This is a genomic window from Duganella sp. Dugasp78 (assembly GCF_059491455.1).
In genome coordinates, this window is the sequence record NZ_CP168506.1 from 257,451 (window position 1) to 268,877 (window position 11,427).

Here is an 11,427-nt window from a genome sequence, read left to right on the forward strand (position 1 = left end):
AGCAACACTGTGCCCCGCCAAGCAGTTAACCCCAGCGTTAGTCAGCCCGGTATCACTAGAGCAGGGGCTAACGATAGCAGCTCGTCCATTCCACCTATAGATTCTGTGTGGAATTTGATGCCAGAAGTAAAAATCGCCTCCGGCGTTTTTTTTATAGATGACGCCACCGCAAAACCGCCAAAGGCGATTTTGAGATCAGCCGAATCGGAGAGGGTTGCGCTTGCAAGCGCAACCCGCTGCGCGGGCGCCCCGCATGCGGGGCGAAGTCCCCGCTACGCCCCAACGTCCGTACCGGACGCGGTTTCGATTCCCGACCAGCGCCAGCAATAGGATTAAAAATAAAGCCCCGCCAGGCTTTCGCCTGGCAGGGCTTTATTTTTAATCCAGTGGTGGAGTCGGCGGGAATCGAACCCGCGTCCGCAAGCACTCTACAGACAGTTCTACATACTTAGCACTATCATTTAATTTAACCAGTACAACACGGACGTGCACGTTTTGGACTAGCGATTCACCTTAGATTTAGCGCGGATTGAAGTGACCCCTCACAGCGCGATTCCCTGTAAATGACTCCATGACTTTTAACGGTCCGCCCCAGGGAAGAAGCGTTTAGGAGCTAACAGCAATTAAGCTGCCAGTGCGTACGAGTTATCGTTTGCAGTTAAGTTTTTCTGGGTGTATTTACGAGGTAACCAGCCCTCGGTATGCCCTGCTCTGCTTTGCAACCCACGTCGAAACCAGGTCGACCCCACAGAACTCCATTCTACCGCACTTTGCCCACCGACGCACCCTCCCCTGAAAAGCACGTCAAACGCCGGTCATATTTGCCCGTTATGATAAGCGCAGTTCTCACACAGAACGACTTTTTAGCGCCTCCCAGAGGCGGCTACTACCGGCGCCGGCGGTCGGGAAATATACCGGCACCAACACCCCCACTCGTCAGACGGCCGCCCAGCCGAACATCATCGACGTCTTCACCTAGCCACGTGACGAGAGCTCTCCGCCTGTATCGCGCAGATTTGCTCATGCACTCTGCGACTGCGTTCGTCTCCTTCTCTTCTGATTTCCTCGATCCTGGCATCTGCCGCCCTGGTGGCCGCATTTGACTCCATTCGACGCTGCTCCATCCGAATTTGCTCGATCTTTTCCCCGAGCCGTCTGTGGTTTTCCGCAGCTTCGCTACGCACGCAATCCATCCGCGCCATGACGGCGCTGAAGCCGGCACTTATTTCACGCCTCAATATCTCAATATCCTCGTCCATATGCCCTCCCCGGCAGTCCGAACCCACCTTAATACCTACCTTAAACGACACATTTGATCTGTCTCAAACCCCTCCTTGCGCGGCGTTGTTGCAATGCAGCAGAACTGCGCGTTCCGCATGGTTTTTTTGAGTGCGAGACTGACGCTGCATTAAAATGAAAGCCACACTCTACGCACCCGACCTACGCCATGTCCGATGCCGTTGCTGCTCCCTCTCCCAAGAAACGCGGGCGGCCCCACAAGGGGGAAGGCGGCGGCCTGCGCGCCGAATTGCTGGAGAAGTCGGCCCAGCTGTTCCGCACCAAGGGCTACGACAACACCACCGTGCGCGAGATCGCAGCCGCCGCCGGCATCCAGGCCGGCAGCTGGTTCTACCATTTCAAGACCAAGCAGGAGATCCTGGCCGCCGTCATGGAGCAAGGCCTGGCACGCTCGCTGGCCGAGATCGAAGCCATCGCCCGCCAGCCGCTGCCGCCCTGCGACCTGCTGCGCCAGCTGGTCGAGGCCCATCTGCAGACGCTGCTGGCGCCCGACCACCATTTCGTCGCCGTGCTGTTGTACGAGTGGCGCTCGCTGGACGAGTCGTCGCGCGCGCGCATCGTCGCGCTCAAGGACCGCTACGAGGCCGTGTGGGACCACACCATCGCCGCGCTGCACCGCTCCGGCGACTGGGCCATGCCCTCGCAATTCGACCGCCTGCTGATCTTCGGCGCGCTGAACTGGACGGTGCAGTGGTATAAGCCCGGCTGCGGCGTCGACGTCCCGCAACTGGCCCAGCAGGCAATGCGCTTCATCTTGCGCACGCCGGCCGCGCTTGAGGCACAATAGAGGCGTATCTTAAAAGGAATGCCCCATGATCTATGAAATCGCCGAGTTGTACATCAAACCCGATTCCCACGCCGCCTTCCAGGCAGCAGTAGCCGAGGCGGTGCCCGTGTTCCGCGCCGCCACCGGCTGCCTGTCGATGCGCCTGGACCGCGACATCGAAGTGCCGGACACGTATCATCTGGTGGTGGGCTGGGAAACGCTGGACAACCATCTGGTCGATTTCCGCGCCAGCCAGGGCTTCCTGGTCTGGCGCGGGCTGGTGGGCGGCCATTTCGCCCTGCCACCGAAAGTGGAACATTTTGAAACCGTGGTCCCCGGCTTTTAAGCCGCCCATCGATGTCCAGTCTCAAAACGGAGGCTCATCATGACACGCACCATCCATCGCAATTTCGACCAGGTGACGGACGCCGAGAGCGCCCGCAGCGCGCTGCTCTCGAGCGGCTTCCCGCCGTCCTGCGTCAAGCTGACTAAGCATCTGTCGCTGCCGCCCAGCGTGTCGACCAGCATGGTCGGCAACCTGCTCGACTCGCTGACGCCGGGCGGCCCGGCCGCCGCCGCGCACGCGCGCCAGCGCAGCGGCGCCATGCTGACCATCGATATCTACGATGAGGACGAGGGCGCCAAGGCCGATGCCATCATGAAGGACTTCGGCGCTACCGCGGCCTGATCAACTGGCCAGCAGGCCGGCCGCTTCGGCTTGCTGGCGCCGCATCCATTCGCCCGCGTCCGCCACGGTCAGCGCCCGCGCGTAGAAGAATCCCTGCAGGGCGTGGCAGCCGGCGTCGCGCGCGGCCACCGCTTGCTCCAGCGTTTCGATGCCCTCGGCTACCACCTGCAAATCCAGCGCGGCGGCCAGCTGGCAGATCGCCTTGACCACCGCCACCGCGTCCACCGCAGGCAGCGGATCGATCAGGCCGCGGTCGATTTTCACCGTGCTCAAGGGCAGTTGGCGCAGCATGCTCAGCGACGAGAAGCCCGTGCCGAAATCGTCCATCGCGACGTCGATGCCCAGCGTGCTCAGATGCTGCAGCTGCAGCCGGGTGTCGTCGAGGTTGTCGACCGCGGCGCTTTCGGTGATCTCCAGCGTCAGGCAGCGCGGCGGGATGGCGGTGTCGCGCAGCGTCTGCTCGACGATCTGCAGGAAGCCGCGGTTGAGCAGCTGCATCGGCGAGACGTTGACCGCCACCGGCACGCAGTCGCCCAGCTCGGCGCACCAGGCGGCGATCTGGCGGCAGGCCTGCTCCAGCAGCATGGCGCCCAGTTCCGGGATCAGCCCGGTGCGCTCGGCGATGGCGATGAATTCCACCGGACTGACCCAGCCGATCCCCGGCCGCACCCAGCGCGCCAGCGCCTCAAAGCCCAGCAGCTTGCCGGTCACGGCGTCGATCTTGGGCTGGTAGTCCAGGTAGATCTCGTGGTTCTTGATGCCTTTGCGCAGCGCCTGCTCGTTGTCCAGCGTCTGGCTCGACATCTGCTCGAAGCGCTGCTCGGCCATCGCCAGCGCCGTGCCCGGCGTGCACTTGGCCTGGTACATGGCGGCGTTGGCAGCGCGCAGCAGCGCCTCGGCGTTGCCGGCGTTGTCGGGGAACACCGCCATGCCCATCGAGGCGTCGATGAAGTATTCGCCGCCCGGCACCTTGAGCGCCTGCACGCAGGCGTTGGTCAGGCGCTCGCCGATGTCGTGCGCGTTGCTCTCGTCGGGGTCGACGATGGCGAACTCGTCGCCGCCCAGCCGTATCAGCTCGGCGCGCGCGCCAAGCGCGTCCTTGAGCTTGGCAGCGAAGGCCTTGAGCACGTGGTCGCCCGTCACATGGCCCTGGCTCTGGTTGAACAGCTTGAAGCGGTCGATGTTGAGCACCACCAGCGTGCAGTGCAGCGAGCCGTCTGCCAGGTAGCAGTATTCCTTGAGGCGCTGCATCAGCACGGCGCGGTTGGGCAGGCCGGTGAGCTTGTCGTGCGTGGCCTGGTGCACCAGCGCGCGGGCGCTGGCGTTGCGCTCGGTGTCGTCGGTGATCAGGATCTGGGTGGCGCCGACGCCGTCCCATTCCACCCGCCACGCCTCGAAGCGCAGCTCGAGCTCGCGGCCGCCGGCCACCTCGCGCCGGCCCTCCCAGTTGGCGATGTCGAGCTGGCCCTGCTGCAGCAGGCGGTGCTGGCGCTGCAGTTGCTCGTCGCTGAAGCTGTCCGGCGGCAGGTCGGCGATCACCACGAAGTTGCCCTGCCCCAGCGGCATGCCGTAGATGCCGCGCACCGCCGGGTTGGCGTACAGGATGCGCTGGCCGTCGGTGACCACCACGCCCTGCACCGAGTGCTCGGTCAGCAGCTGGAAGCGGGCGGCCAGCTTGCCGGCCTCGCGCAGCGCGCCGTCCAGCGCGCTGAGCACGAAGACGGTGCCGATCGCGGCCCGCAGCACGGTGGCGAGGACGATGTTGGTGGCGACGCCCTGCTCGCCGTACAGCATGGGCAGCAGCTGGTTCAGGCCCAGCAGGATCAGCAGGGGACCGACCAGGCGCTCCAGCGCGTGGGTGGGCCACAGCCAGCGCGTGGCCAGTATGCCCAGCGCGCACAGCACCAGCAGGTCGCACAGCGGCCAATAGAAAAGCTTGCCAGCGGCGCCCGGCACCGCCAGCGCGGCGACGGCGGCCAGGCCGATGCCGACGGCGGCACCGCGCGGCAGGCGGCGGCCGGCCAGCTGCATCACGCCGGAGCCGAGGAACAGCAGGTTGGGGATGGCGCCAGCCAGCACCAGCAGCAGGCCCAGCATGCTGAACGGCGCCGGCAACGCCGCGTGGATCAGGGAACCGAACGGCATCAGCGCGGCGAACAGCGTCGAGCAGCCCATGTGGTGGGCGAAGACCTGGCCGCGGTGGCGCCGCCAGACCAGCAACAGAGCCACGCCGATGACGACGAACATGGCGGCGTTGATCAGGTACAGGTAGCTCATGTTGTCCATGTCAGGCCGCCGGGTGGTTGAATACTTGCCGCAGATACGCCAGGAAGGTCTCGTCCTTGCACAGTGTCTTGCCGGGCGAGTCGGACAGCTTGGCCACCGACTGGCCGTTGCAGCACACCAGTTTCATGACGATGTTCAGCGGCGTCAGGCCGACGTCGTTGGTCAGGTGGGTGCCGATGCCGAAGCCGGTCATGATGCGGTCGGCGAAGTGGCGGTACAGCGCGAACGCGGTCTCCAGGTTCAGGCCGTCCGAGAACACCAAGCGCTTGGTGTTGGCGTCGACGCGCAGCGCGCCGTAGTGGGCCAGCGCCTTCTCGCCCCACACCAGCGGGTCGCCGGAGTCGTGGCGCAGGCCGTCGAACAGCTTGGCGAAGTACAGGTCGAAGTCGTCGAGGAAGGCGTCCATGCCGACCACGTCGGTCAGGGCGACGCCGAGGTCGCCCCGGTATTCCTGCACCCACGCTTCCAGCGAGGCTTTCTGGAAGTCGCGCAGGCGCACGCCGAAGGCCTGGAACGATTGCATGTATTCGTGCGCCATGGTGCCGATCGGCACCAGGCCGAACTTCATTGCCTGGTAGACGTTGGAGGTGCCCTTGAAGTATTGCGGCACCTCGCGCGCCAGGCGCTGCACCACTTCGTCGTGCCAGGCGCTGGAGTAGCGGCGGCGCGTGCCGAAGTCGGAGAACTCGAAGGGGTGGCGCCGGGCCGGCTCGGCGCCGAAGGCTTTCAGCGCGGCGATCTTGGCGCTCAGGCGCGCGCGCCCCTGCTCCAGCGCGGCGGCGCCGTCGAAGCGGCGGAAGTACAGCTCGTTGACGATGTACAGCACATAGATCTCGAAGCCCATCACGTGCACCTGCGGGCCGCTGGCGTGGATCACCAGCGTGGCGCCGTCGGCGCGCACCTCGATGAATTTGCGCTGGAAGCGGAACACCGTGAGGAAGTCGACGAAGTCGCTCTTGATGTAGCGCAGCGAGCGCAGGTAGCTGAGCTCCTCGTCGCGAAAGCTCATCGAGCACAGGTGGTCGAGCTCGCGTTCGACGTCCAGCAACAGCTCGGTCAGCGGATAGGCGGTGGCGTTGCGGCAGACGAACTCGTACTCGGTGTGCGAGTTCGGATGGCCGTGCAGCAGCGCCTGCCACATGGTGAACTTGTAGAGGTCCGTTTCCAGCAGGCTGCGGACGATGGGCTGGTTCATGCGGGGTCCGCTCCCAGCGCGCGGCTGGCGTTGGCCAGCAGTTCTGGCAGCACGTCGGCCGTTTGCATCAGCTGCACGCCGCGCGCCTGCATGGCCTGCAGGAAGGCCTGGTAGTGCGGCTCGAAGCCGGTGACCGGGCTGATGCAGTCGGTGATCAGGACCAGCTTGGACAAGGGCTGGCCCAGGTGCTCGGCGATGTGCTCGACGGTGGCCTTGACGCAGTGGCTGCCGGCCTCGCCGGCGATGTAGACCTGGTCGGCCTCGGCCAGGGTGGCGATGAATTTGCGGTTGAGCTGGGTATCCGGGTCGTCGGCGTCCGGCACCTCGGCCATGACGGCGGAATAGTGCTCGGTCCACGGATTGGAGCCCTTGGCCAGCTTGGCGACGATGCCCAGGGCGGCGTCTTCCCAGGCGCCGTAGGCGGCGCGCACGTCTTCGTGGACGTTGTTGCCCCAGGTGCCGATTTCGCAGTGCACCGGCCACACCATCAGCTGGTAGCGGCCGGCCGCCTCCAGCTTGTCGAGGTAGTTCAGCGCCAGCGGCAGGGCGGCCGGATGGCGCGGCAGGAATTTTTCGGCGCGCACGTCGGCCGCGCTGATCTGCGTGAACGGCGCCACCGGCGTGCCGTCGCGGGCGATCCAGAAGGTGGGGTGGGCGATGTCGAAGCGGTGGTGCGAGTCCAGCGTGATGCTGATGGCGGTCAGGCCGGCGCGGCCGCGGTTGATCAGGCCGGCAAGGCGCAGCATGTCCTGGTGGGCGCCGGGCACCGGCAGCGCCGGCGCGTGCGGCGCGCGCGTGGCCGGGTTGAGCGGGAGGTAGCTGGCCGGCAGGTCGCAAAAATCGTTTTGCGGGTCGATGACCAGCAAATGCAGGTTACGTTTCATTGGGGCTCCGAGGCTTGCTTCACTGTATATGATTTTGCCCGATAGTGCGGGCAGACAGTGATGATTATCTGCTAAGCCGCGCGCATTTGCGCAACAAATCAACCCCGGGAGGCCTCGGCTCCGCGCCAGCTGCGCCGCTTAGGGGTCTGACCCCGTACGGGTCAGACCCCGCCTTGCGTTGCGGGTTCGGCGGAGCCGCGCTTCAGGCGGCGATGGCGTCGATCTTCGAGCGGCCCTTGGCGACCGCTGCGGCGACCGCTTCCTCGCCCATGGCCACGCCTTCGGCGACCACGAAGGTGACGTCGGTCATGCCCAGGAAGCCCAGCACCGAGCGCAGGTAGGTGGTGACGTGGTCGTAGGCGGCGGCAGGGCCTTCGCTGTAGACGCCGCCGCTGGCGACAAACACGATCACTTTCTTGCCGTGCACCAGGCCTTCAGGGCCGTTGGCGCCGTACTTGAAGGTGCGGCCGGCACGCGCCACGTGGTCGATCCACGCCTTCAGGCCGGAGGTGACCGAGAAGTTGTACATCGGCGCGCCGATGACGATGGTGTCGGCGGCCAGCAGTTCGTCGACCAGCGTGTCCGAGGTCTTGATGGTGTGGGCCTGCTCGGCGTTGCGCTGCTCGGCCGGGGTGAAGTAGGCACCCATCATCTGCTCGGTCAGGTGCGGCACCGGGCTGGTGGCCAGGTCGCGGGTGATGACCGTGCCGGACGGGTTGGCCGCTTGCCATTTTGCCACGAACTCGCCGCCGAGCTGACGCGACAGGGAGCCGTTTTGACGCACGCTGCTGTTGATGTGAAGTACGGTTGCCATAATGTTGTTTCCTTTCGGGTGGGGAGGGATTGCACTCATCATAGAACGAGTTTAATATCGATGAAACTAGGTAAATTTAAATCCTACCTATCGATATATTCGATATCAATCCCACAACAAGGTACTGTATGCGCGACCCCGGCCTGCCCTCCCTCGACCAGCTGCGCGTGTTTATCGCCGTCATCGACCATGGCGGCTTCGCCCACGCGGCACGCGCGCTGCACCGCACGCAGTCGGTGATCAGCTATACCATCGCCAACCTGGAGGAGCAGCTCAACGTCGAGCTGCTGGACCGCAGCAAGCGCAAGCCGGTGCTGACCGAGGCCGGCAAGGCGCTGCTGGCCGACGCCCGCGCGGTGTCGCTCAAGGTGGACGGCATGCGGGCCCGCGCCAAGGCCATGTCGGCCGGGCTGGAGGCGGAGGTGTCGGTGGTGGTGGACGTGATGTTCTCGACCTGCAAGCTGGTGCGCATCCTGCACGCCTTCCAGACGGAATTCCCGACCGTGGCGATGCGCCTGCGCACCGAGGCGCTGGGCGCCGTCACCCAGCTGGTGCTGGAGCAGGAGTGCCACATCGGCATCAGCGGCTGGATGCCGGGCACCCAGGACATCATCGAGCGCCAGAGCTGCGGCTTCGTCACCATGGTGCCGGTGGCCGCGCCCGGGCATCCGCTGGCGCAGATCGCCGGCATCATCCCCAGCGCGCTGCTGCGCGAACACACCCAGCTGGTGCTGACCGACCGCAGCACGCTGACCAAGGGCCAGGACTTCGGCGTGCTGGCCCTGCGCGACTGGCGTCTGGGCGACCTCAGCTCCAAGCACGCGCTGCTGCGCAGCGGCATCGGCTGGGGCAATATGCCGGTCGAGTTCGTGCAGGCGGACCTGGACGCGGGGCGGCTGGTGCAGCTGCACATCGCCGAGGGCAACGCGTTCAGCTTCCCGCTGTATGTGATCTGGCGCGGCGACGAGGAGCCGGGGCCGGCCACGCGCTGGCTGATGCAGCAGTTCCTGGAGCTGGAGCAGGCCGGCGCGCCCTCGCCTATTTCACTCCGGCGGCGCTGAGCTTGCGGCGCAGGCGGCGGATTTCCTCCGACAGGTCGACCACCAGCGCGGCGACGTCGTCGTTGGCGTCGAAGTCGCGCTCGATCTGGCACAGCCGCCGCGCGCGCACCAGGTCGGCGCTGGTGAAGCGCCACGCGATGTGGTCGCCGTCGGCGCTGTCGCGCAGGATGCCGGTGCGCACCCGCTGCACCACCCAGTCCGGCTCGACGGCGCAGGCCTGCGCCAGCTCCTCCACGGTCAGCGCGGCCTCATCGACCAGCACCGGGTTCAAGATTGCCTGTCCCATGGTTCATCCTCCCGCGCGCGGGTTGAACGCCAGTTCGCGCGCCATCGTTTGATACAGTTCGCGTGCCTTGTCGCTGTTGGCCGGCGGCAGCACCACCTCCAGCAGCAGGTAGAGGTCGCCCGCCTCCTTGCCGGGGATGCCGCGCCCGCGCAGGCGCAGCTTGCGCCCGCTCTGCGAACCGGCCGGCACCGTGACGGTGACCTTGCCGGACGGCGTGGCGACGTCGATCTCGCCGCCCAGCGCCAGTTCCCACGGCGCCACCGGCACGGTCTCGTAGACGTCGCGGCCGTCGATGCGGTAGCGGGCGTTGGGGCGGAACTGGATTTCCAGGTAGAGGTCGCCCGGCCCGGCCGCGCCCGGCTGGCCCTGGCCCGACAGGCGCAGCTGCTGGCCGGCCGTCACGCCCTTGGGGATGTTGACGCTGAGGTTGCGCTCGCGCGTGATGATGCGGTCCTGGGCGTCGCGCTCGGCCACCGTCAGGCCGATGGTGCGGGTGGCGCCCTGGTAGCTGTCGGCCAGGTCGATGGTGATGCTGGCGTGGCTGTCCTCGCCGCGCCGCGGCGGCGCCTGGCGCCGGCGGCCGCCGCCCAGGTTGGCGAACAGGTCGGCGAAAAAGTCGCTGCCCATGGCGTCGCCGCCGAAGCTGCCGGCGCCGGCCCCGCCGTTGCCGAAGCCGCGGCCCCAGTCCGGCGGCGGGCGGAACTCCTGGCCGGCGCGGTACTGGTGGCCGCGCCCCAGCTCGTCGTAGGCGGCGCGCTTCTCGGCGTCGCCCAGCACGCCGTAGGCTTCGTTGAGTTCCTGGGTCTTGCGCTGCGCGTCGGCCTCCTGGCTGACGTCCGGATGGTATTTCCGCACCAGCTTGCGGTAGGCCTTCTTGATCTCGTCCTCGGTGGCGGTCTTGGCCACGCCCAGGGTCTGGTAGTAATCCTTGTATTCCACGTTGCGCGCTCCCGTCATGCGTGTGTCACAGTCTAGCGCCAATCCGGCGCGGGCGGCGTCCGCCTCTTCACTTGCGCTCGCGCTTGTCCCTGGCGGCCGGCCTGGCTTCGATTTCCCGCACCGACGACATCATGTCGTTGAAATTTTTCAGTTCGGCGTACTCGCCCTTTTCCAGCACCAGGCAGCGCCCCTTGTAGTGCTTGTTCTCGCAGACCTCCCAGGTGCCGTTCTGCACGATCACGCTGGAGGTCTTGTCGTTGAAGCCCAGCTTGTCGAGGTCGGGCTCGGAGCCGTGCAGCTGCAGGGCCGGGCCGCCGAAATGCTCGCGCGTGTACAGCGTGATGTCGCCCGCCTGCGCCGCCGCGGCGGCGCCCAGCAGGGTGGCGCACAGAAGTCGGTTCATTGCCAAGTCTCCATTTCGGGGCGGTGGCCTGCATGATAGCGCATGGCGGTCAGCGCATCCGGCGCAGCGAGGAGATGCGGTTGTTCATGTCGTCGAGGAACTCGTAGCGGCCCGGCTCGAGCACGATGCAGCGGCCGCCGAAGTCGGCGTGCTCGCACAGTTCCCAGCGGCCTTCGTTGACGATGACGGAGCTGGCCTGGTCGTTGAAGTCGTAGCGGTCCAGCGTGCGCACTTCGTTGTTGTGCAGCTCCAGCCTGGCGCCGTTGAAGCGCGGCTTGGAAAACAGCACGATCGCCTCGCCGCGTTGGCCGTAGCCGCGGTCGTCGTCGCGGTCCGAGCGTCTGCCGCCGTGGTCGCCACGATCACGATCGCCATACCCGCCGCGCTCGTCGCGGCCGGCGCCGTTGACTTCGCGCACCGACGAGATGACGTCGTTGAAGCCGTCCAGCACCGGATACTCGCCGCGTTCGACCAGCATGCAGCGGCCCTGGAAATTGGCGTGCTCGCACAGCTGCCAGGTGCCCGAGCGCACGATCACCGACGAAGCGCGGTCGTTGAAGCCGAGCGGCCCCAGGTCGGGCGTGGTGCCGCGCAGGGTCAGCGGCGGGCCGGCGAAGTTGGCGTGGGTGTACAGCGTCAGCTCGCCCGCGTGGGCGGCGGCGGCCAGCAAGGGCACTGCCAGCAGGAGGGCGGCGCGGGTCAGGCGGTGCAGGATGGATTTCATGATGGAGCCCCGGTAAAATGTTGATCAGTCAGTGCCATGCACGGACAACGCGTATGCTAGCGCGTCGGCCGACAAGTCAATA

13 protein-coding genes and 1 other RNA gene are annotated in these 11,427 nt (G+C 66.2%); 4 read left to right on the forward strand and 10 right to left on the reverse strand.

The genetic code is table 11. From position 1 onward, the window contains the following. Window positions 1-387 precede the first annotated feature (387 nt). Window positions 388-747: a transfer-messenger RNA gene (gene ssrA, locus ACEN9O_RS01145) on the reverse strand. Between the two features lie 224 nt (window positions 748-971). Then, the gene (locus tag ACEN9O_RS01150; RefSeq protein ID WP_495615836.1) at window positions 972-1,259 is read right to left on the reverse strand and encodes a hypothetical protein; all 288 of its coding nucleotides are present in this window, start codon (window positions 1,257-1,259) and stop codon (window positions 972-974) included. Window positions 1,260-1,447: 188 nt separating this feature from the next. Here ACEN9O_RS01150 and ACEN9O_RS01155 point away from each other — a divergent pair, with 188 nt between their 5' ends. From ACEN9O_RS01155 to ACEN9O_RS01165, 3 genes are read left to right on the forward strand one after another with little or no spacing between them, the layout of a single operon-like run. Continuing rightward, window positions 1,448-2,086 (forward strand): TetR/AcrR family transcriptional regulator, encoded by a 639-nt coding sequence (locus tag ACEN9O_RS01155; RefSeq protein WP_495615837.1) that lies wholly within the window; start codon window positions 1,448-1,450, stop codon window positions 2,084-2,086. Between the two features lie 25 nt (window positions 2,087-2,111). Then, a complete protein-coding gene (locus ACEN9O_RS01160) occupies window positions 2,112-2,411 on the forward strand; it encodes an antibiotic biosynthesis monooxygenase family protein (protein WP_495615838.1) in 300 nt (99 codons plus the stop codon). Window positions 2,412-2,450: 39 nt separating this feature from the next. Then, window positions 2,451-2,753, forward strand: coding sequence for a hypothetical protein (locus tag ACEN9O_RS01165; protein WP_495615839.1), 303 nt, complete (start codon window positions 2,451-2,453; stop codon window positions 2,751-2,753). On the opposite strand, the gene ACEN9O_RS01170 is transcribed toward ACEN9O_RS01165, so the two are convergent. The 4 genes from ACEN9O_RS01170 to ACEN9O_RS01185 form a co-directional block, all read right to left on the reverse strand. Then, window positions 2,754-5,039 carry a putative bifunctional diguanylate cyclase/phosphodiesterase gene (locus tag ACEN9O_RS01170; protein ID WP_495615840.1) on the reverse strand — a complete coding sequence of 762 codons (2,286 nt, stop codon included), beginning with the start codon at window positions 5,037-5,039 and terminating at the stop codon, window positions 2,754-2,756. Window position 5,040: 1 nt separating this feature from the next. Further along, window positions 5,041-6,234 carry a nicotinate phosphoribosyltransferase gene (gene pncB, locus ACEN9O_RS01175; RefSeq protein ID WP_495615841.1) on the reverse strand — a complete coding sequence of 398 codons (1,194 nt, stop codon included), beginning with the start codon at window positions 6,232-6,234 and terminating at the stop codon, window positions 5,041-5,043. After that, window positions 6,231-7,118, reverse strand: a complete 888-nt coding sequence (locus tag ACEN9O_RS01180) for a cysteine hydrolase family protein (RefSeq protein ID WP_495615842.1) — start codon at window positions 7,116-7,118, stop codon at window positions 6,231-6,233. Before ACEN9O_RS01180 ends, pncB begins: the two co-directional genes overlap by 4 nt. A 202-nt stretch (window positions 7,119-7,320) precedes the next feature. Then, the gene (locus ACEN9O_RS01185; protein WP_495615843.1) at window positions 7,321-7,932 is read right to left on the reverse strand and encodes an FMN-dependent NADH-azoreductase; all 612 of its coding nucleotides are present in this window, start codon (window positions 7,930-7,932) and stop codon (window positions 7,321-7,323) included. A 128-nt stretch (window positions 7,933-8,060) separates the two neighbouring features. Between ACEN9O_RS01185 and ACEN9O_RS01190 the strand changes: the two genes are divergently transcribed. Beyond that, window positions 8,061-8,993: a LysR family transcriptional regulator gene (locus tag ACEN9O_RS01190; RefSeq protein ID WP_495615844.1), complete on the forward strand. Its 933-nt coding sequence runs from the start codon at window positions 8,061-8,063 to the stop codon at window positions 8,991-8,993. Here the strand turns inward: ACEN9O_RS01190 and ACEN9O_RS01195 are convergent. From ACEN9O_RS01195 to ACEN9O_RS01210, 4 genes are all read right to left on the reverse strand, one after another. Beyond that, on the reverse strand, window positions 8,971-9,279 hold the full coding sequence (locus ACEN9O_RS01195) for a chaperone modulator CbpM (RefSeq protein WP_495615845.1): 309 nt from the start codon (window positions 9,277-9,279) through the stop codon (window positions 8,971-8,973). The genes ACEN9O_RS01190 and ACEN9O_RS01195 overlap by 23 nt on opposite strands. 3 nt (window positions 9,280-9,282) lie before the next feature. Continuing rightward, on the reverse strand, window positions 9,283-10,218 hold the full coding sequence (locus ACEN9O_RS01200; protein ID WP_495618411.1) for a DnaJ C-terminal domain-containing protein: 936 nt from the start codon (window positions 10,216-10,218) through the stop codon (window positions 9,283-9,285). A gap of 67 nt (window positions 10,219-10,285) precedes the next feature. Then, entirely contained in the window at window positions 10,286-10,621 is a 336-nt protein-coding gene (locus tag ACEN9O_RS01205; RefSeq protein ID WP_495615846.1) for a beta/gamma crystallin-related protein, read from the reverse strand. Between the two features lie 49 nt (window positions 10,622-10,670). Next, on the reverse strand, window positions 10,671-11,345 hold the full coding sequence (locus ACEN9O_RS01210) for a beta/gamma crystallin family protein (protein WP_495615847.1): 675 nt from the start codon (window positions 11,343-11,345) through the stop codon (window positions 10,671-10,673). Between the last annotated feature and the right edge of the window lie 82 nt (window positions 11,346-11,427).

What these genes read in the sequence shown, in the direction of transcription:
- ACEN9O_RS01150 (WP_495615836.1), bottom strand. Translation starts at nt 1,259, where the DNA reads ATGGACGAGGATATTGAGATATTGAGGCGTGAAATAAGTGCCGGCTTC.
- ACEN9O_RS01155 (WP_495615837.1), top strand. Translation starts at nt 1,448, where the DNA reads ATGTCCGATGCCGTTGCTGCTCCCTCTCCCAAGAAACGCGGGCGGCCC.
- ACEN9O_RS01160 (WP_495615838.1), top strand. Translation starts at nt 2,112, where the DNA reads ATGATCTATGAAATCGCCGAGTTGTACATCAAACCCGATTCCCACGCC.
- ACEN9O_RS01165 (WP_495615839.1), top strand. Translation starts at nt 2,451, where the DNA reads ATGACACGCACCATCCATCGCAATTTCGACCAGGTGACGGACGCCGAG.
- ACEN9O_RS01170 (WP_495615840.1), bottom strand. Translation starts at nt 5,039, where the DNA reads ATGGACAACATGAGCTACCTGTACCTGATCAACGCCGCCATGTTCGTC.
- pncB (WP_495615841.1), bottom strand. Translation starts at nt 6,234, where the DNA reads ATGAACCAGCCCATCGTCCGCAGCCTGCTGGAAACGGACCTCTACAAG.
- ACEN9O_RS01180 (WP_495615842.1), bottom strand. Translation starts at nt 7,118, where the DNA reads ATGAAACGTAACCTGCATTTGCTGGTCATCGACCCGCAAAACGATTTT.
- ACEN9O_RS01185 (WP_495615843.1), bottom strand. Translation starts at nt 7,932, where the DNA reads ATGGCAACCGTACTTCACATCAACAGCAGCGTGCGTCAAAACGGCTCC.
- ACEN9O_RS01190 (WP_495615844.1), top strand. Translation starts at nt 8,061, where the DNA reads ATGCGCGACCCCGGCCTGCCCTCCCTCGACCAGCTGCGCGTGTTTATC.
- ACEN9O_RS01195 (WP_495615845.1), bottom strand. Translation starts at nt 9,279, where the DNA reads ATGGGACAGGCAATCTTGAACCCGGTGCTGGTCGATGAGGCCGCGCTG.
- ACEN9O_RS01205 (WP_495615846.1), bottom strand. Translation starts at nt 10,621, where the DNA reads ATGAACCGACTTCTGTGCGCCACCCTGCTGGGCGCCGCCGCGGCGGCG.
- ACEN9O_RS01210 (WP_495615847.1), bottom strand. Translation starts at nt 11,345, where the DNA reads ATGAAATCCATCCTGCACCGCCTGACCCGCGCCGCCCTCCTGCTGGCA.